General features: G+C 47.7%; 17 protein-coding genes. 13 read left to right on the forward strand and 4 right to left on the reverse strand.

The window, feature by feature from the left end; translation table 11 throughout:
* The first annotated feature begins 55 nt into the window (after nt 1–55).
* Complete coding sequence (locus tag GO755_RS35660) at nt 56–550, forward strand: (2Fe-2S)-binding protein (protein ID WP_157590224.1); 495 nt, start codon at nt 56–58, stop codon at nt 548–550.
* 2 nt (nt 551–552) lie between these two features.
* Nucleotides 553–2709, forward strand: coding sequence for a xanthine dehydrogenase family protein molybdopterin-binding subunit (locus GO755_RS35665; protein WP_157590225.1), 2157 nt, complete (start codon nt 553–555; stop codon nt 2707–2709).
* Nucleotides 2710–2733: 24 nt separating this feature from the next.
* Here GO755_RS35665 and GO755_RS35670 read toward each other — a convergent pair whose 3' ends face one another.
* Nucleotides 2734–3492 (reverse strand): DeoR/GlpR family DNA-binding transcription regulator, encoded by a 759-nt coding sequence (locus GO755_RS35670; RefSeq protein WP_157590226.1) that lies wholly within the window; start codon nt 3490–3492, stop codon nt 2734–2736.
* Between the two features lie 323 nt (nt 3493–3815).
* Between GO755_RS35670 and GO755_RS35675 the strand changes: the two genes are divergently transcribed.
* The 6 genes from GO755_RS35675 to GO755_RS35700 all read left to right on the forward strand — a co-directional run bounded on the left by GO755_RS35675 (nt 3816) and on the right by GO755_RS35700 (nt 14003).
* Nucleotides 3816–6929 (forward strand): SusC/RagA family TonB-linked outer membrane protein, encoded by a 3114-nt coding sequence (locus GO755_RS35675; RefSeq protein ID WP_157590227.1) that lies wholly within the window; start codon nt 3816–3818, stop codon nt 6927–6929.
* Nucleotides 6930–6940: 11 nt separating this feature from the next.
* Nucleotides 6941–8461, forward strand: coding sequence for a SusD/RagB family nutrient-binding outer membrane lipoprotein (locus GO755_RS35680; RefSeq protein ID WP_157590228.1), 1521 nt, complete (start codon nt 6941–6943; stop codon nt 8459–8461).
* A gap of 15 nt (nt 8462–8476) precedes the next feature.
* A complete protein-coding gene (locus GO755_RS35685) occupies nt 8477–10744 on the forward strand; it encodes a family 20 glycosylhydrolase (RefSeq protein ID WP_157590229.1) in 2268 nt (755 codons plus the stop codon).
* 82 nt (nt 10745–10826) lie between these two features.
* Nucleotides 10827–11285 (forward strand): RidA family protein, encoded by a 459-nt coding sequence (locus tag GO755_RS35690; RefSeq protein ID WP_157590230.1) that lies wholly within the window; start codon nt 10827–10829, stop codon nt 11283–11285.
* 91 nt (nt 11286–11376) lie between these two features.
* Nucleotides 11377–12597 (forward strand): aminotransferase class V-fold PLP-dependent enzyme, encoded by a 1221-nt coding sequence (locus GO755_RS35695; protein ID WP_157590231.1) that lies wholly within the window; start codon nt 11377–11379, stop codon nt 12595–12597.
* Nucleotides 12598–12719: 122 nt separating this feature from the next.
* A complete protein-coding gene (locus GO755_RS35700; protein WP_317166024.1) occupies nt 12720–14003 on the forward strand; it encodes an amidohydrolase/deacetylase family metallohydrolase in 1284 nt (427 codons plus the stop codon).
* A gap of 70 nt (nt 14004–14073) precedes the next feature.
* On the opposite strand, the gene GO755_RS35705 is transcribed toward GO755_RS35700, so the two are convergent.
* From GO755_RS35705 to pyrE, 3 genes are all read right to left on the reverse strand, one after another.
* On the reverse strand, nt 14074–14523 hold the full coding sequence (locus GO755_RS35705; RefSeq protein ID WP_157590232.1) for a (4Fe-4S)-binding protein: 450 nt from the start codon (nt 14521–14523) through the stop codon (nt 14074–14076).
* Between the two features lie 22 nt (nt 14524–14545).
* Nucleotides 14546–14962 carry an OsmC family protein gene (locus GO755_RS35710; RefSeq protein ID WP_157590233.1) on the reverse strand — a complete coding sequence of 139 codons (417 nt, stop codon included), beginning with the start codon at nt 14960–14962 and terminating at the stop codon, nt 14546–14548.
* 84 nt (nt 14963–15046) lie between these two features.
* Nucleotides 15047–15685 (reverse strand): orotate phosphoribosyltransferase, encoded by a 639-nt coding sequence (gene pyrE / locus GO755_RS35715; RefSeq protein ID WP_317166025.1) that lies wholly within the window; start codon nt 15683–15685, stop codon nt 15047–15049.
* Nucleotides 15686–16006: 321 nt separating this feature from the next.
* On the opposite strand from pyrE, the gene GO755_RS35720 reads away from it, so the two are divergent.
* The 5 genes from GO755_RS35720 to kdsA all read left to right on the forward strand — a co-directional run bounded on the left by GO755_RS35720 (nt 16007) and on the right by kdsA (nt 20332).
* Entirely contained in the window at nt 16007–16483 is a 477-nt protein-coding gene (locus GO755_RS35720) for a nucleoside deaminase (protein WP_157590234.1), read from the forward strand.
* 116 nt (nt 16484–16599) lie between these two features.
* The gene (locus GO755_RS35725) at nt 16600–17805 is read left to right on the forward strand and encodes a DegT/DnrJ/EryC1/StrS family aminotransferase (protein ID WP_227687219.1); all 1206 of its coding nucleotides are present in this window, start codon (nt 16600–16602) and stop codon (nt 17803–17805) included.
* Between the two features lie 29 nt (nt 17806–17834).
* Nucleotides 17835–18938 carry an iron-containing alcohol dehydrogenase family protein gene (locus GO755_RS35730; RefSeq protein ID WP_157590235.1) on the forward strand — a complete coding sequence of 368 codons (1104 nt, stop codon included), beginning with the start codon at nt 17835–17837 and terminating at the stop codon, nt 18936–18938.
* Between the two features lie 26 nt (nt 18939–18964).
* Complete coding sequence (gene lspA, locus GO755_RS35735) at nt 18965–19468, forward strand: signal peptidase II (protein ID WP_157590236.1); 504 nt, start codon at nt 18965–18967, stop codon at nt 19466–19468.
* Between the two features lie 12 nt (nt 19469–19480).
* Nucleotides 19481–20332: a 3-deoxy-8-phosphooctulonate synthase gene (kdsA, locus tag GO755_RS35740; protein WP_142773564.1), complete on the forward strand. Its 852-nt coding sequence runs from the start codon at nt 19481–19483 to the stop codon at nt 20330–20332.
* Nucleotides 20333–20356: the final 24 nt, after the last annotated feature.

The following is a 20356-nucleotide window of genomic DNA, read 5'->3' on the forward strand; positions in this document are numbered from 1 at the left end:
CTAAATTCCCCCTTTTCTTTATCTTTAGCTACTCTGAGTCAATCCTATAGATCCAATGGCTATCTTTAAACTTCAAGTAAACGGCAAGGCATATCAGGCTGATGTTGATGCCGATACTCCCTTACTCTGGATACTTCGCGACCATCTCGGCTTAGTTGGTACGAAATATGGATGTGGTATTGCGCAATGTGGTGCTTGTACCGTACATCTAGATGGTGAAGCTACCCGTTCCTGTGTGTTGCCCGTATCGGTCATTGGCAAGTCGAAGGTAACGACTATTGAAGGACTATCGGCAAATGGGACGCATCCCGTTCAACAGGCATGGGATAAGATCGATGTTCCTCAGTGTGGATATTGTCAGGCGGGCCAGATAATGACTGCGGCTGCACTACTCAAACGTAATCCAAAGCCTACTCAGGCTGAAATTGATGAGACTATGACGGGTAATCTTTGCCGTTGTGGAACCTATCATCGTATTCGCGAAGCCGTAAAGGCTGCTGCCGATAGTACAGCTACACCTATTCCTTCTAAAACGTCAAAAACGAAATAGCCATGCAGACGTTATCTAAGTCAAATCGAAGGAATTTTCTGAAAATGGCTGCCCTTACAGGAGGGGGGCTAATATTAAATTTTAACTGGACGGATGCGGAAGCATTAACGGCTGTAGATAACACACCATTAATCGCTTCTTCTGTAGCCGATTTTAATAGTTATCTCTCTATTAATTCACAAGGTGTCATAACTATTTTGTCTCCAAATCCTGAAGTTGGACAGGGGATTAAAACGGCCTTCCCAATTATTGTGGCCGAAGAACTGGATGCCGACTGGACAAGAGTTGTCGTTGAGCAAGCTCCACTCGATACCAAAAAATTTGAACGCCAGGTGGCTGGAGGAAGTGGTTCAATTCCACATTCGTGGAAACGACTTCGAACAGCTGGAGCTACCGCCCGCCAAATGTTAGTCGAAGCAGCTGCTAAGCGCTGGAATGTACCAGTCTTAGAGTGTACCACCAGCAAAGGCGTGGTTATGCATAAACCCAGTAAGCGCCAATTGAGCTACGGGGAGTTAGCCACCGAAGCAGCTCAATTACCCGTTCCGAGTGATGTTAAACTAAAAGATATAAAAGACTTTAATCTGATTGGTAGTGTAGTCAGGAACGTTGACAATCCAAAAATCATCACAGGTAAGCCTTTGTTTGGGTTGGATTTCTACCGTGATGGTATGCTATTTGCCATGATACAGCGCCCGGCTTTTGGCTATAAACTAAAGTCGCTAAATTCTACCGCAGCCAAAGCGATGTCAGGTATTGTTGAAGTCGTGACATTTGACAATAACGTGGCTGTCGTAGGAAAATCGACCTGGCAAGTAAAAAAGGCGAAAGATGCGCTCAAAATTGAGTGGGAAAAAGCCGATGCGCTGGAAAGTACTGCCGATCATAATAAGCTCTTTAAAGAATTATTAGACGGTTCGAATGCAACCGTTCGCCGAAAGGATGGCGATGTGGAAACAGCTTTTAAGAATGCGGCCAAAGTCGTTAAAGCTGAATATCAGTGCCCTTTCCTGCCACACAATCCGTTAGAACCGATGAACTTCTTCGCTCACGTCCGGCCAGACGGTGTCGAATTAGTTGGGCCTACACAAACTCCCGAACTCGCACGTAATGAAACGGCTAAACTACTCGGTATTTCGCCCGATAAAGTTTCAGTTCAACTTACCCGAATGGGTGGCGGTTTTGGCCGACGACTCAAGGCCGATTATGTAATCGAAGCTGTACAGGTTTCGAAACTCGTTAATGCACCAGTGAAATTGATTTGGTCACGTGAAGATGACATGATGGGTGGTAGTTACCGGCCAGCTGTTCGCTATCGGTTTGAGGCTGCGTTGGATGAGCAGGGAAATATGATTGGCTACAAACTTCGAGGAGCTAGTATTAACGCCGGTAATGCAACGCGTGAAGATAATTTTCCATCAGGAGCCGTTGATAATCTCCTGATTGACAGCGTTGACCACAAATCTCCTATTACAACTGGCCCCTGGCGCGCGCCAATAACGAACTTTCTGGCGTTTGCCGAACAAGCATTTATTGACGAAGTGGCGCAAGCCGCTGGTAAAGATCCCGTTCAGTTCCGACTGGAACTTTTGGATAAAGCCAAACAGAAACCGGTTGGAGCTATCAAATACGATATCGACCGAATGAAGGGCGTTATTGAATTAGCAGCCGAAAAATCGGGCTGGGGTAAAAAGAAAGGTGTCGATGGCAAACCCATTGCGCAAGGATTTAGTGTGTATTTTTCGCATCGTTCCTACGTCGCTCAAGTAGGTGAAGTAGTTATGCAGAAAGGTAAGCCTGTGTTGCAAAAGGTCTATTCTGCGGCCGATTGTGGTGTTGTAATTAATCAGAGTGGAGCCCAGCAGCAGGTGCGTGGGTGCGTTGTCGATGGGATTGGCCACGCTATGTTTGGGAGTCTTACATTCAAAGATGGCGTACCACAACAGAAGAATTTCAACGAATATCGGCTTATTCGACTGAATGAAATCCCTGAAATAGAAGTACATTTTGTTCAGAACGAAATTGAACCCACTGGCTTAGGCGAACCCTCTTTACCGCCAGCTGGTGCGGCTGTTGCAAATGCAATTTTCAAAGCTACTGGAAAGCGGTTACGAAGTCAGCCATTTATAGAGCAGGAAGAGTTCAAAGGCGTATCGTAGATGGGTTTATAGGCTTTTTTAGCTTTACAATACCTCCGTCTTCCCCGTCCGATAAGGTGATAATTGCGGAGAATTGGCCGGGAGTTCTGTGATAAGGTAGTCGATCTGGCTCAGGTCGGCTACTTTCATGCGCATCACGCTGTTCATTTTTTCGGAGATAGCCAGGATTACGATTTTCTCCGCAGCCCGAATCATAGTTTTCTTCGCCTGAACCGTTTCCCAATCCGAGTCGGTCAGGCCCTCTTTCGCGTCGATAGCATTAGTCCCCATAATACATAAATCGACTCGCAGTTCCGACAGGCGCTGATACACTTCACCCCCCACGCTCATTTGACTATAGCGGGAAATCTGACCGCCAATCATGATGATTTCTAGGTTGGGTTTGTCCAATAACTCAACGGCTGTCAGCGGATTAACCGTAATGAACGTTGCTTTCAACTCCGTCGGAATCATCTTAATGAACTCCCGGATCGTTGTTCCACCACCCATCAGAATCAGCATTCCATCGCGTAGGAGGGTCAATGCCTTCTCACCAATGATCCGTTTGCTCTGGTGCGCGTACGTTTCCTGCAACTGCGACGAATGGTGATAAGCCTTCGACATGGCTCCCCCCCGAATTTTAATCAACTTCCCTTCCTCTGCCAGGTCATTTATATCTCGTCGAACAGTGTCTTCAGATACGTTTAGCGTAACAGCCAAATCGGTCAGGTTGATTCGCGTATGGAGGTTTAATTGATTGATAATTAAATCTTTACGCTCGTCTTTTAAAAAGGCAATTGACATGAGAAAGTGTTACGTTCGGTTACTTGACACAAAAAGCAAAATAAGGACAAAATCTTACCTATCAACAAGTTGGTAGTCGTGCTAGGTAAAATTAGATCTACGATTTTTTGCAATAGACTTTGCAAGATCCTCGTTTTTGCCACATAAATAGGATGAAAAAAATATTTTTTGCATATAATGACAGGAATATAGAGCTATATGAGAAATAATATTTGCAAAGTTGCAACATGGGCGTCTATATTGCGCAAGAATTGCATGAAAAGATTGCAAAATTTGCAAATTGAATGATAAGTAATCTTAACTTAACTAATCAATCATAACTTATGGACTGTACTTTACTACGCTGGCCTACTCATTTGGGTAAGCTGCTTACAATGCTCTGGTTGCTGAGTGTACCTGTACTAGCGCAGACGATTTCCGGAAAAGTGACGAATACTGGCGATGGTGCCATGCTACCTGGCGTTACCATCGTTGAGAAGGGATCTACCAAGGGAACGGTTACTGATAGCCAAGGGAAATACTCGATTAATCTGTCGAGCTCGCAGGCAACGCTCATTTTCTCCTACATCGGGTTTGTGGCGCAGGAAATTGCTGTGAATGGCCGTTCTGTGGTTGATGTAAGCCTGAAAGAAGACGCTACCCAACTTGGTGAAGTGGTCGTAACGGCCTTAGGGATAACCAAAGACAAGAAAGCTCTTGGCTATTCGGTTACGGAAGTGAAAGGTTCTGAGTTTACACAGGCCAGAGAGAATAACGTAGCAAACGCGCTTTCCGGGAAAATAGCGGGGGTAAACGCAACCGGTCTTTCGACTGGCCCAGGCGGCTCCAGCCGGATCATCATTCGGGGGAATGGCTCCCTGACGGGTGATAACCAACCGCTGTACGTAATCAACGGGATGCCTATCGACAATACGGTTCCTGGCGGTGCTGCAACAACCAATGGCGGTCAGGGTAACGTTGACCGGGGCGATGGGATTGCTGGTATCAATCCCGATGATATTGAGTCGATTAGCGTATTAAAAGGTGGTACGGCTGCGGCTCTGTACGGTTCGCGGGCGGCCAATGGAGTTATCCTCATTACAACGAAAAAAGGGAGGGCACAGCGTGGTATCGGTGTTGAGTATAACTCGACATTTACGATGGAAAATGCGGCTGTATTTCCCGATTGGCAGTATGAATACGGTCAGGGCGATGGGGCCGCGAAACCAACTACGCAGGCACAGGCCATTGCCTGGGGACGCCGTTCCTGGGGGGCTAAAATTGATGGTTCTGATTTTGTGGGAGCCGATGGATTGACACACCCATACGTAGCGCAGAAAAACAACATTCAGAATTTCTACCAAACCGGTAAGACCTTTACCAATACGCTTGCTTTTACGGGTGGTAATGAGAAGGTTAACTATCGGTTTTCGCTGTCTGATCTGGATGCAAAAGGCATTTTGCCTACGAATACCTACAAACGCAAAACCGGTAACCTGAACATTAATGGTTCATTCGGGGATAAAATAACGCTTGAAGCCGTGGCTCAATACACACTGGAAAACGGCCATAATAAAACCGGCGCTGGCGATGCCCTCGGCAATCCGAACTGGACGCCTTACATGATCGGGAATACGTCTGATATTCGGTGGTTGAGCCCAGGATACGATGCCAATGGTACCGAAATTGCCTGGAACGATGCCGACATTGCGTCGAACAGCTACTTTGTTGTCAATAAATATCAGCAGGACGATAGCAAAAACCGCTTCATCGGCCAGTTGGGTCTGACCTACAAAATCCTGAAAAACCTGTCGGTGAAAGGGACTGTCAGCCGGGATTTTTATAACTACAATTACAAGTACATTCTGCCAACGGGAACCCGCTACATTCCGAATGGGCAGTATACGCAGTTGAAAACCGATGTGAGTGAAACCAATAGCATGCTCACCGCCAATTATAACACGACGTTTGGCCACTTCGGTTTTTCGGCACTGGCAGGCATGAACCAGCGGAATTTCAGTTATAACCAGTTGAATCTGTCGGGAGCAACGTTTACGATTCCGTTCTTTTATAGCTCAACTAACCTCGCTACGTCGAGTACTGTGCCGCTCAATCAGCACACACGAACCAACTCTGTTTTCGGCTCGGTTGACTTTGACTACAAAGGCATTGCATTCCTGACCGCAACGGGTCGTCAGGATTGGTTCTCAACCCTGAGTCCACAAAGCAACACTATTTTTTACCCATCTGTGGGCGGTAGCTTCGTGTTGTCGCAGGCTTTCCAATTGCCTCGTGTGTTCGATTACGCCAAACTTCGGGCTTCGTGGGCGCAAGTGGGTGGTGCTACGCCCGATCCTTACGTAATCAACCTGACGTACTCGATGATTCCAAGTTCGGGGCAGCCGTTGCAGAACGTAACAACCAATGTCACAACGAATTCGGGCCTAACCAATGCGGCCCTGAAACCACTGACGTCGACCACATTCGAAGCGGGGATTGACTTGCAGCTGTTCAACAAGAAAGTTGGTCTTGACCTTACGTACTACAATCGGGCCACGACGAATGACATCGTTCAAACCAGCACTTCGCCAACATCGGGCTATAATTCGGTTTACCTGAATGTTGGTAAGCTGAATAACCGGGGTATCGAAGCCCTTGTCACGGTGACCCCTGTTCGCACGTCGAACTTTGGCTGGAATCTGAGCTACAATGTGGCGTATAACCAGAGCAAAGTGGTCAAACTGGCGGATGGAATCAGCTCGATGCAGATGGCAACGACGGTGAATAACTATGCCTATATTAACTCCATTGAAGGTAGTTCATACGGAACTATCGTTGGAACGACCAAGGTCCGCGATGCCAATGGCAACATTGTCTATGATCCTGCCACGGGTTTTGCCCAGAAATCGGCGCTACAAGAGCTAGGGAAAGGCGTTCCTCCGCTGACGATGGGCTTCACGAACGAGTTCAAATACAAGAACTTCTCGCTGAATATTCTGCTGGATGGCAAGTTTGGCAACAAGGTTTTCTCGATTATGGAAGTGTATGCTATCCGGATGGGCAAACTGAAACAAACCCTGCCTGGTCGCGAAAATGGACTGACCATAACTGGTGTGACACCCAAGGGCGATGCCTACACCCGGACCATCGCCAAAGGTGACCTGCGGACCTACTATGACAACGACAAAAACTACACCGATCTGTTTCTGCACGATGGCAGCTTCGTGAAGCTTCGTCAGGTCATTTTTAGCTACAATATTCCGGTTAGTGCGCTGAAGGTCGTGAAATTACAGTCGGCCAGTATCTCATTTGTAGCCCGTAACCTCCTGACACTCTACAAGAACACGGACAATTTCGATCCTGAACAGAGCTACACAAACAGCTCTAACCAGGGCTTTGAATCCTTTGGATTACCCCGTACCAGAAGTTATGGCGCGAACCTCATCGTAAAATTCTAACGACGACATCCATGAAAAATCGACTTTATAAATTTACTTATTGCCTGTTGGCGCTCTGCACGCTGCAAAGCTGCGACAAAGGCTTGCAAGAACTCAATATCAACCCCGATGCATCCAGCACGGTCAGCCCAGATTTCGTATTTACCAAAGCGCAATATGATGCTGTTGGCAACGTCATTACAGGCTTGCAGGGCACCATGCAATACACAACCAGCTACAACGACGTAGCTAGCTGGGGCTCTAAATATATTTTCAATCAGGGTACAGCTCCGTACACGGTTTTCACCAATGCCTATCCGAACGAAATCAATGAGATCGGGGAAGTAATTCGGGCGTTGGAGAAAGATCCGCTGTTGGTCAACAAGTTGGCGATTGCTAAAATATGGCGCGTGTACAGTTTCTCCAAGATCACAGATTTGTACGGCGACATTCCATATAAACAGGCAGCACAGGGTTATACGCAAAGCATCTTTAAACCAGTATACGACCCTCAGAAAGACATCTACGCCGATCTGCTGAGTGAGTTGGAAAAGTCAATTGCCTTATTCGATGCAACGAAATCGACTTTCGGCGCTGCCGATTTGATTTACGGTGGCGATATTACCAAGTGGAAGAAATTCGCCTATTCACTAATGCTACGGATGGGGATGCGGATGACGAAGCCCGATGTAGGGCTGGCCGAAACCTGGGTTAAAAAAGCCATTGCTGGAAGCTTGATCACCGAAGATGCTGATATGGCAAAGATTACCTATCTGGCAGCCGGTCAGGTGATTAACCAAAATCCGCTGGCCTACTGGATGCTGAACAGCGATTACCTGAAAGCCGATGGCGTGAGTAATCCGGAAGGAGGGAAATATTACGATACGTTTATTAATTACCTAAAAAAGACCAACGATCCTCGTCTGCCTGTGCTTTCGGTGGTGTATGTAAACGGCAAACCTAGTACGGATGTGAGTATCCAGAAAGGAATGGTGGCTACGATTCCCAATACCAAGCCTGCTGATTTTGTGACGTATTCGGAACCGAACCAGAACACGATTCTGAAACTGAACGCACCTATGTTGGTGATCAGCAATGCCGAAGTCAATTTTTACCTCGCCGAAGCCGCACTTCGGGGTTGGTACACCGCGAAGTCGGCCGCCACACTGTATGATCTGGGACTCAAAGCGGCCATGCGCCAATGGGCGTTGTACGGTGCTGATGGGGTGATTTCGCAAGCCAATATTGATGCGTATGCTACGGCTAATGCGCTGGTTACTACGGCTACAATGGCCCAGCAATTAGAGCAACTGTATACGCAGTTCTGGGTGTCGATTTTCCCGAATTCGCAGGAGGTGTTCCTGAACTGGCGTCGTACGGGCTATCCGGCTCTGGTACCTAACAACTACACGGGTAACATCACAGGAGGAAAAATCTTCCGCCGGATGCTTTACCCAGCAACGGAAGAAAACCTCAACAAAGAGAATTATTTAGGCGCTGTTGCAAGGCAGGGTGAAAATACATTCCTAACGCAGATGTGGTTGGATAAATAATCCGGACACATACAAATGAAACAAATTGCACTACTATTCCTTCTCAGTTTAGGTAATCTATTCGCGCAAAGCGGACTAATTCCTGAACCTGTAACCTATCGCCAGACAGCGGGGCAGTTTCGACTTGGTACACAAGTTGGAATTGCGCCCGGTGCTGGGGTGTCTAGTCAATTTGTTACTTTATTTCAGGTGCAGATTCGGGCTTGTACCGGATTGTCGCTAGTCCTGAAAAAGACGAAGCCGAGTATTGAACTGACAATTGATAAAGGTCGCGTTACACAAGCCGAGGGGTATCAACTCCAAATTAGTACTCAGGGAATTAAGTTAACTGGACACGATGAGGCTGGCCTGTTTTATGGAGTGCAATCGCTAACGCAGCTTTTTGCGCAGTCGAAATCGGCGACAATTCCGGCTTGTGACATTACGGATTACCCGCGTTTTTCTTATCGCGGTATGCACCTGGATGTCAGCCGACACATGTTTTCGGTGGCGTTCATTAAGAAGTACATTGATGAATTAGCGCTGTATAAGTTCAATACATTTCACTGGCATCTGACCGACGATCAGGGCTGGAGAATTGAGATAAAGAAATTCCCGGAATTACAACAAAAGGCCGCGTATCGTACCGAAACGATGATTGGCCACAAGAAAGAATTACCACACCGTTTCGATGGTAAGCGCTACGGCGGCTACTATACGCAGGCCGAAGTTCGCGACATTGTTCAGTACGCAGCGCAACGTCACATAACAGTTATTCCCGAAATAGAGATGCCGGGGCATGCCATGGCCGCGTTGAGTGCCTATCCGAAACTGGGTTGCCTGAAACCAAACGGTCAGCCGGGCGGGCCGTATCAGGCGGCTACATTCTGGGGTGTTTTCGACGATGTTTTTTGCGCTGGCAACGATAGTACGTTTGCATTTTTAGAAGGTGTTCTGGACGAAGTCATTGACTTGTTTCCGTCAATGTACATTCATGTCGGGGGCGATGAATGCCCGAAAACCCGTTGGAAAACCTGTGCGAAGTGCCAGGCTCGTATTCGAGATGAACACTTGAAAGACGAAGATGAACTTCAGAGTTATTTTATCCGACGTATCGAGAAACATGTAAATAAGAAAGGCCGTCAAGTAATTGGTTGGGACGAAATCCTGGAAGGTGGCTTATCGCCGGGTGCGACTGTGATGAGCTGGAGAGGGATCGAAGGCGGTATTGAAGCGATTCGGCAAAAACATAACGCGATCATGACGCCCGAAAGTCATGTTTATTTCGACTACTACCAGTCATTATACCCTGAAGAACCATTGGCCGCGGCTGGCTACACGCCTTTGAGTAAAGTGTATTCTTACGAACCTATTCCGGCAGATATTAGCCCCGACGAAGCCATTTACCTGAAAGGCGTCCAGGGCACAGTCTGGAGCGAGTATCTGGATAGCCCCGCGCAAGCGGAGTATATGCTATTTCCACGGGCGATTGCTGTAGCTGAAATCGCCTGGAGTCAACGACAAAACCGAAATTACCCCGACTTTCTGCGACGGCTTCGGCTACAGGAAATCCTATTGAAACGCCTGAACGTACAATACGCCAATCGTTTCGATGAGCTGACCGATTCGGTGACCGTTACCTCTGCGGGTTCGGTACAATTGAGATTATCAACGACTTTGCCCGGTGCTACCATTCGTTATACGACTGATGGTACAAACCCGATTCTGAGCAGTGCTACATATACGCAGCCAATTGATATTAGACAGACGGAGACTATAAAAGCAGTCGTATTCCTGAGCAATCAGCAGCAGGGACGGGTGTTTCAAAAAGCACTGACGATCAGTAAAGCGACCGGAAAATTAGTCATGTTTACCACGGAACCATCGGGAAACTATAAGCCAGTCAGCCCGCTCGTGGCTGTCAATGGAGTGGCTGGAACCAGTCGGTATAACACGGGCGAATGGATTGGTTTTCAAGGGAAAGATGCGGACGTGCTTATTGATTTGCAAAGCACGCTGTCTATTTCCAGCATTGGCACGCACATATTGAATTATCACTGGCAGCGCATGTGGGCACCCGATACGCTCAGCGTTGCTGTCTCGGACGATGGAAAAACATTTCGGGAGGTGTATCAACAAACGCAGTTCCCGATAAATGGTATAAATCCCGTAAACGCTACGTTTCCGCCGACCCAGGCGCGTTACGTTCGGATACGGGCAACGAACAAAGGCATCATTCCTTCCGGCGAATACGGAGCAGGCGGAAAGGCATGGCTACTACTCGATGAATTTCGGGTAGATTAATGAGATAACAACCTTACCCATAAGAGCTTAAATTTCAGTAAATCAACGGAATACCTGTTTACCTTTTCCCAATTCGCTTAGTATGGAAACACAACGCAGATCTAGTTTAAAACGTCTTTTTGCATCGATGGCCGGCATTATCGGCTTAGGGGCAACAACCAAAGCCATGGCCGAACCGGTACCTGAAAAAGAGGTGTTTAACGTGGTGACTCAACAGGATGTTCCCTTGTTTTCTGGTTCTACTAAACTGGGCAATCTGGTGTTCGTTGCCGGAAAAGGCTATCATAAGGAAGGTGACATTAAAATCCATACCGACGAAGTGCTCAAAGAACTCGAACAGGAACTCATTAAAGCGGGCTCATCCATGGAGAAAGTCCTGAAAGTAACTGTCTTCCTTCACGACCTGAACGACTATAAAGCCATGAACGAAGTCTACAAAGGTCGCTTTGGCAGCAAGCCCCCGGTTCGTACAACGGTAGCCGTTTACGGCGGTGTCCCCGGCGAATCACTGGTAGAAATGGACTGCATTGCTTATATCTAACGATTTAACCTCACCCCCGGCCCCTCTCCTGTTTTAGGAGAGGGGCCGGGGGTGAGGTGACACTGGTGACACTCTTTTTACCACTACTCACATGTTAAGCAGACGAAAACTCATTAAGCGCTTATCGAGCGTTCCGCTGTTAGGTGGATTGGTTGGCGGTCTTCCGCTAGAGGTAGATGCAGCACCATTGGCCGCTCCCAAGCGGGATTTGTTCAAGGAGTTGGGTATCAGGACGTTTATTAATGCGGCTGGTACGCTTACTTACATGACTGGCTCACTTATGCACGACGAAGTACTGGACGCCATCAATGGTGGAGCAAAAGAGTTTTGCCTGCTCGATGAGATTCAGGATAAAGTGGGTGAAAAGATTGCTCAGCTAGTGCATTCAGAAGCAGCTGTCGTCACCTCGGGCGCTTTTGCCGGTATGACGTTGGGGCTGGCTGGTATTCTGACCGGTATGGATCAGAAGAAAGTGGAGAAACTACCCCATCTGGACGGCACTGGCATGAAAACGGAAGTAATCTGTCAGAAAGCCCATGACATTGTCTACAACCACGCGCTGACGAACACGGGTTGCAAAATTATCGTCGTTGAAACTGCCGAAGATGTGGAGAAGGCGATCAACGAAAAAACGGCGCTCATGCACTTTTTGCACATTGAAGCCGACAAAGGCAAAATCATGCATGAGGAATGGGTTGCGTTAGGCAAAAAGCATAATATCCCCACGTCCATCGACATTGCTGCTGACGTTCCACCGGTTGAAAATCTGTGGCGATTCAATGATATGGGTTTCAGTTTTGTGGTTATCTCGGGCGGTAAAGCCATGCGCGGACCTCAAAGTGCTGGTCTCCTGATGGGTAAGAAAGATATTATTTCGGCAGCTCGATTGCACATGCCTCCCCGAGGATTCAACATTGGTCGGGGCATGAAAGTCAACAAAGAAGAGATCCTAGGCATGTACGTAGCCCTCGAAAAATTCATCAACGAAGACCACGACAAAGTCTGGAAAATCTGGGAAGAAGGTACATCACACATTGAAAATACGGTAAAAACTGTCGTGGGTGTACAGACTGAAGTACATGTTCCTCCACTAGGTAATCATACACCTACACTTCGAATTTCCTGGGACCCTGCCAAACTGCGTATTACGGGCAAAGAACTACAGGAGTCGTTACGAAAAGGTGATCCATCAATTGAAGTTGGTGGAGGTGGGCCTAGCAACATTGGCGTGACTGTCTGGATGATGAAGCCGGGCCAGGAAAAAATCGTTGCAAAACGAATTAAAGAAGAACTATCCAAAGCTGCCGTTTAGCGGTTTCCGACAGGATTTACAAGATTGCAATTACTTCAATCTTGTAAATCCTGTTAATCCTGTCGGAAAACTAGTTTGTATTTATCAAAACCTAACTTGTCAACTTCAAGAATTTCTCAATCGTGAGAAAACTAGTTCTCGGCCTGTTCGCGATCTTGTTGAGCAATCTGGCCGTTGCTCAAACGTACAGCGTCCTCATTAAAGGCGGCCATGTCATCGATCCTAAAAACAAGATTGATGGCATTATGGACGTAGCTATAAACGAGGGAAAGATTGTACAGGTCGGCCGAAATCTAGACGCCAAAGAAGCCATTCAGGTAATTAATGCGAAGGGATTGTACGTGACCCCCGGCCTGATTGACATGCATACGCATGTATTTTTCGGGACCAATCTGGATCAGACGTACAGCAACGGCCCGAACGCCTTGCCACCTGATGGATTCACGTTTCGAAACGGCGTCACGACGATTGTGGATGCGGGTTGTTCGGGCTGGCGTGATTTCGAGACGTTTAAGAAACAGACGATCGACCGGTCGCAAACGCGGGTGCTGGCTCTGCTCAATATTGTTGGGAGTGGAATGCGGGGCAGCAAATTTGAGCAGAATGTAGACGACATGGATGCCAGCCAAACGGTAGCTATGGCGAAACAATACCCCGATTATGTAGTAGGCTTCAAACTGGCCCACTTCAGCGGGTATAACTGGACACCAACCGAGCGGGTTGTAGAGGCTGGAAAACTGGCTAGTCTTCCTGTAATGATTGATTTTGGAGGAAGTACACCTACTTTATCGCTCGACGAATTATTCACAAAACACCTCCGTCCGGGCGATATCTACACGCATTGCTTCGGGCAGTTAAAAACCCGCGAGTCGATTCTGGACGTAGCAACGGGTAACGTGAAGCCTTTCGTCTGGGAAGCGCAGAAAAAGGGCGTCATTTTCGATGTGGGTTATGGCGGTATTAGTTTCGCCTTTTCGCAGGCTATACCGGCTCTGAAAAGTGGATTTTACCCGAACACAATCAGCACTGATATTCATTCGGGTAGTATGAACAATGCCATGAAAGACATGCTCAATGTCATGTCGAAATTCATGGCGATGGGGATGGATTTGCGAAATGTGATTGAGGCCAGTACCTGGAATCCTGCCCAAGCCATCCGCCGACCTGAACTGGGAAGCCTTTCCATCGGTTCCGTGGCCGATATCGCCATCCTGACGATTCGCAATGGGAAGTTTGATGCCAGAGATACAGGCTACTTCGGCTTCTTCGATTATACCGGTTATAAAATTGAAGGCAAGCAAAAGCTAGAGTGCGAACTGACCATCCGGAATGGCAAAATTGTATACGACCTTAATGGTATTGCCAGCCCAGTTGTAGTGGCACCAAAACCGAAACCGTTGAACTAGTTGGAACGCAGATTCTATACAATTTTTATCCGCGTAAAATCTACTTAATCTGCGTTCCATCACTAGAGGCTTAGCCTGTAAATCCAATTTTTAAATGCGAACCGTCGCAGTAGGGTTTGTTACCGCTGGCTCCACACCGGCAGAAAGCGGTTACTTTATTTTTCTGGGTCTCGTGTCCACTGGCATCTTTTACCCGGAGATTTCCATACACCAGCAACGGTCCATTGGGAAGCGGTTCAACAAGGCTTTCGGCCTGAATATCCTCCGTTTTTATTGGGTCTTCATTTCGGAAATAACTCAACGCTTTCGATGGACACTTATCTACCTGCTCGACAATGCGTGCGGTAGGAGCGCCGTCTATCTTGATCCAGGGCCGTTCTCTCGGATTGAATACCTCAATCAACTGCGTCCAGCAAACCTTGGAATGAATGCAGACCGCTGGTTTCCAGACCACCGTAATTTCACCATTCGTGTACGTCTTGGTAATATCGGGAGTTGAGTTGTGTTCTGCCTGACTCATCGGGTTTTAGGTATGTTAAGCCTTATAAATTTGACGTGATGGAATCTTCAATCAGAATCGTTTCAAAATCAATCGGATTCTGCAGTGCCCGGTGAACCGGACAGCGGTCGGCCATCTCAACAAGTCGTGCCCGCTGTTCTTCAGTTAGACTACCATTTAAGATCAGCTTCAATACAAAAAGAGATCGTTTTGTAATCGGGTCATTGCTGTATTCGACATGGGCAACTGCCGAATCGAGTGGCCATCCTTTTCGGTCCGCATACATACGTAGCGTCATAACGGTACAAGACGCCAATGAGGCTGCCAGTAATTCGCCTGGTCGCATGCCCCGATCCTGACCGCCCATATCGAGTGGTTCATCGGCTACAACAACCTGCGAATCAGTTGAGATGTGTGTTTCATACGGTGTTCGCTCGATTCGGGCAGTTACGATGGCCATACGTAGTTGAGTTAGCTTCTATTGTTTCTGTTGATTCTATAGATTCTAAGTTACAATAGAATCTATAGAATCCCATTTAACTATTTACTGTCCCCACTGTGACGGGTTTTGACGCCAGGCTGAGAGTGATTCCATTGCTTCGGCTGGAATATAGTCGAGTTCCTGGGCTTCAACCAGTAGGGCATCATAATTACTCAGGCAAACCAGTGGTACGTTCTTGCTGGCAAAATTCTGACTGGCTATAGGAAAACCATAGGTGAATATCGCAGCCATTCCCAATACCTCGGCACCTGCAGCTCTCAAGGCGTTAACAACTTTGAGTGAACTACCGCCCGTCGAAATCAAATCTTCAATGACGACTACGCGCTGACCAGCGGCTAAATGTCCTTCGATTTGCTTCCCCATGCCGTGGGCTTTGGGTTCAGGCCGGACGTAGCAGTAGGGGAGATTTAGGACATCGGCCACCAGTGCACCCTGCGGGATACCAGCAGTCGCCACACCAGCAATGACTTCGGCCGTTGGGAACTGCTGCCGGATGGCATCGGCCAGCGCATTTTTAATAAAACTGCGAACCTCAGGATACGCCAGGGTAACCCGGTTATCGCAATAAATTGGAGATTTCCAGCCTGAACTCCAGGTAAAGGGTTCGGTAGGTTTGAGTCGAACAGCCTGTACAGCGAGCAGATGTCGTGCTACAGTTTTTTGAATAAGTAGTGAATCCACAGAGTCTTGAAAAGTAATACCTCAAAAGTAAGCAAACTCCTTAATTACAGTATGCCCGATCCTAATAAGATGCTGCAATTGGCCACCTACTTACTGTTAGCATTGAGGAGCAAGTACCGCTAGGAACGGCTACCCGATTGATTAGCTCTCGATACATTTCAGAAAAACAGTCCTGTTCTGTTAGTTGTTACAAAGTATCTTGCCGCTCTTTAAAAACTGCCAAGGATTGTTAGAAATAGTCAAAGACTGTCAAGGATAGACATCTCTGATCACTTTTGACAACACCTGTCTATTGTTGACAAAGCCTGACAATAAATAAGTATGACAAATCAAGATGAAGTGTTTCTTCGTGAGGCTATTCAACTAGCTCGCGAAGGTATGACAACCGGTAAGGGCGGGCCATTTGGCGCTGTAGTTGTCCGTAATGGCGAAATAGTTGGGCGCGGGTGTAATCAGGTTACGTCAACCAATGACCCAACGGCCCATGCCGAAGTGGTGGCGATTCGGGATGCCTGTCGAAATCTGGGTACGTTTCAGCTCGACGATTGTATACTCTACGCATCCTGCGAACCCTGCCCGATGTGCTTAGGGGCAATTTATTGGGCACGCCCCAGCCGAATCGTGTATGGAGCCTTTCATTCCGATGCAGCTGATGCTGGTTTTGACGATCAGTTTATTTACGAAGAATTAGATAAACCCCGCGAGCAGCGCCATATTCCCATGCACCAGCTTTTACGCGACGAAGCCGACATGGTTTTTAAGGAGTGGGTCGCTTTAGAGAAACGAATTCTATACTGAGCGCGTACCATACTCAAACGATATATTCGTTCTCGTTTTAAAACCCGTACTTTTGCAGAAAAAAAGCCGCTTCGTATAATCTAATTTCTGAAGCGACTTACTAAACGGTTTACGTCATGCCAGGAATGGAATTTTTTGGAGCGGCCGAGCGCAAGGAAATCAACGATGTGCTCGAGACTGGTATCCTGTTTCGCTATAATCACGAAGCGCAACGTAATAATATCTACAAAGCCCGGGAGTTCGAGGCTGAGGTTGCCAAAGTAGTTGGGGCCAAGTATGCCCATGCCGTTTCGAGCGGATCAACGGCTGTTTTGTGTGCATTGGCAGCCGCCGGAATCGGGGCTGGTGATGAAGTTATTGTACCTCCCTTTACCTATATCGCTACGGTTGAAGCGGTGTTGATGGCAGGTGCCTTACCCGTTTTTGCCGATATTGACGAAACCCTTTGCCTGAGTGCAGACGGTATTCGTAAAGCCATTACGCCAAAAACCAAAGCTATTTGCCTGGTACATATGTGTGGTCAAATGGCTAACATGGATGCGATTATGACTATCGTTGATGAGCATAATCTGGTGCTTGTTGAAGATGCTGGTCAGGCAATGGGTGCTAGTTACAAAGGTATTTCGACAGGTCTTTGGGGCAAAACCGGGGCTTATTCGTTCGATTTTTTCAAGATTGCAACGGCGGGCGAAGGTGGAATCATGGTCACCAACGACGAAACCGCTTATAAACATGCTGACTCTTATTCGGATCACGGCCACGACCACGTTGGTTCTAATCGGGGTATGGAGCAGCACCCAATTTTGGGCTTTAATTATCGCATTAGTGAATTACATGCAGCTGTCGGTCTGGTGCAAACGCGTCGGGTACCCGAGATTATCAAGAGCAACAACGCGCATAAAAAACAACTGATGGAAGCCTTGGGCAACGTACCAGGCGTATCGTTTGCCCAAATCCCCGACGCAAACGGCGACTCCGCTACCTTCCTGAATCTGTTGATGGCCGATACGGACTCAGCACAACGCACAGTTGCCGAACTGAACGCAGCTGGCGTGGGTGGTTTCAACTACTGGTTCACCAATATGTACCACTTCATTAACCAGTGGAACCACATCAAGGAAATGAAGACGGCTGCTCCTTTAGCCATCGAAAAATTTGGTGCGCCACAGGACTATAAAAACCTCGATATTCCGAACGCCCAAGCTACGATCGGACGATTGATTTCATTTGGTATTCGGGCAACCTGGACAACTGAAGAAGTAGCCGCATTAGCAACAAACATCGAAGCTGCCGTCCGGAAAGCGACACTAGTAGAAGCGTAATTTTTCAGCCACTATGGCTTAACAATACAATGGTAGCAGCACCAACACAAACCACGCATAAAAATTTCAAAGGCGTCGAGAAGACGGTTTTTGGTCGGGGAAGTTTCTCTCAACTCGACGAAATTCTGGCTCCGCGCCGGGCCGATAACGAAGGGTATTTCGTCTTTCTGGTCGATAACTATTTCAAAGGAAAGACGCTCGAAGGTCAGGTTCCGGTTTATCCCGAAGACCTGACGTACTATATCAGCGTTGAAGAACACGAACCCACTACCGAGCAGATCGACCAGCTTCGCGACGAGATTCTGGCGAAAAAAGGCCTGCCATCAGGTGTCGTAGGTATTGGGGGCGGTAGCATCATGGACATCGCCAAAGCCTTGTCATTGATGCTGACAAACGAAGGGTCATCGACGCTTTATCAGGGACTGAATCTGATTAAAAAGCCAGGCGTTTACCACGTTGGGGTACCAACGATTTCGGGAACCGGTGCCGAGGTTTCGATGACGGCTGTGCTGACAGGGCCTGTCAAAAAACTAGGCCTAAAGTGCGAATGGACAGTTTTCAACCAAATCGTACTTGATCCTGACCTGATTGCCAGTGTGCCCCGTAACTGGTGGTTCTACACGGGTATGGATACTTATATTCACTGCATCGAGTCGGAGAATGGGCGCATGAATAATGCCTATTCGCACGCCTATGCAGAGCAGGCCATGAAACTTTGTCGGGAAGTCTATCTGGGTGAAAAATCAGGTCAGACAGCCGAAAATGATGATAAGCTCATGGTCGCGTCGATGATGGGTGGGTTGAGTCTGACCTATTCTGAAGTAGGTGTTTGTCACGCGCTTAGCTACGGTCTGTCAAAGATTCTGGGAACCCGGCATTGTTATGCCAATTGCCTGATCATGAATCACCTCGAAGACTATTATCCACAAGGTGTGGCGGAGTTCAAGGAGATGGTCGCGTACCACCAGATTGATTTGCCACAGGGTTTATCGAAAGAGTGGAGCGACGACATCATCACGCAAATGGCACACGTATCGTACAACCTGCCGCACATGTGGTTACACGCTATCGGCGATAACTGGCAGGAAGTGATCACTATTGACGTGCTGAAAGATTTGTTCCGTAGACTATAAGGTAAAGATTTCGTGATAACCGACTGATGAAAAACGTAATCAGAGCCTTACTCATACTACTTACCGTATCGGTGAATATCGGGTGCGATCAGGTATCAAAAAACATCGTGAGAACTAAGGTTGATTATGGTGAAAGTATTCCGCTTTTAGATAGTCATCTAACGCTCACGAAAGTTGAAAATACAGGCGCTTTCCTGAGTGTAGGCGATTCATTACCGCCTATTCTTAAGACCCTGTTGCTGCTAATTGTGCCCTTATTGGCTATGGCCTTTGGGTTCGGTTATTTGCTGTTCCGATTCAACACACCCCGGTTGTTTGTTGTCGGTGCCTGCTTCATCATTGGTGGGGGCATTGGTAATCTCATCGATCGATGGGCGTATGGTTCGGTGACGGACTTTTTACACATCAGTTTCGGAGTCCTTCAAACGGGTATCTTCAACATGGCTGATGTGTCGGTCATGGTGGGTACCGGATTTATTCTGCTTAATTCCTTCCTGAACAATCAGAAGGATGATGGCCAATTAGTTTAAAACGACAAAGTAATGTCTCAGAAAATCGTTCGCGTTGGCGACATCGAATGCGGGTCGGATGAGTTGTTCCTCATCAGCGGTCCGTGCGTTATTGAAGATGAAAAAATCATGATGACGGTTGCCGAGCAACTCCGGGAAATCCAGGAGCGCGTTGGCATCAAGATTATTTATAAGTCATCGTTTCAGAAGGACAACCGCTCCAGCCTGAACTATTACAATGGCCCTGGCCTCGACAAAGGCATGAAGATTCTGGCCAAAGTAAAAGAGCAGTTCGGTTTCCCATTGCTGACTGATGTTCACTATCCGGATCAATGCGCTCCTGCGGCTGAGGTAGTGGATGTGCTGCAAATTCCGGCTTATCTCTGTATGCAAACTATGCTGGTGGTCGCAGCGGCCAAAACGGGCAAGGTTGTTAACGTGAAGCACGGACAGTTTCTGGCACCGGAGAATATGAAGCACCCGGTCAAGAAAATCGAAGATTCTGGCAACGATCAGATCATCCTGACCGAGCGGGGCTTCACCTTCGGATACAATGACTTAGTGGTTGATCCACGTGCGTTCTACCACATGGCACGCACCAATTACCCGGTTGTGTTCGACGTAACCCATGCTATTCGTAAATACGGTATTCCGTCTGCCGATGCGAAAGGTGGTGCCCGTGAATACCTTCCGGTGCTGGCTCGTGCGGGTGTAGCTGCCGGTGTCGATGGGTTGTTTGTTGAAACACACACCTGTCCTTCCGAAGCACTTTGCGATGCCGCTAGCCAGTTGGATATACGCTATCTGGAAGAATTCCTGAAACCCCTGCTCGAACTGCACGCAGTGGAAGTAAAATACCGGAACACGTTGCCGGAACTAGCTTAATTAGCATGTATGATATAGGGTGTA

The sequence above is a fragment of the Spirosoma arboris genome, from assembly GCF_009754945.1.
GTDB classification, from domain to species: Bacteria; Bacteroidota; Bacteroidia; order Cytophagales; family Spirosomataceae; genus Spirosoma; species Spirosoma arboris.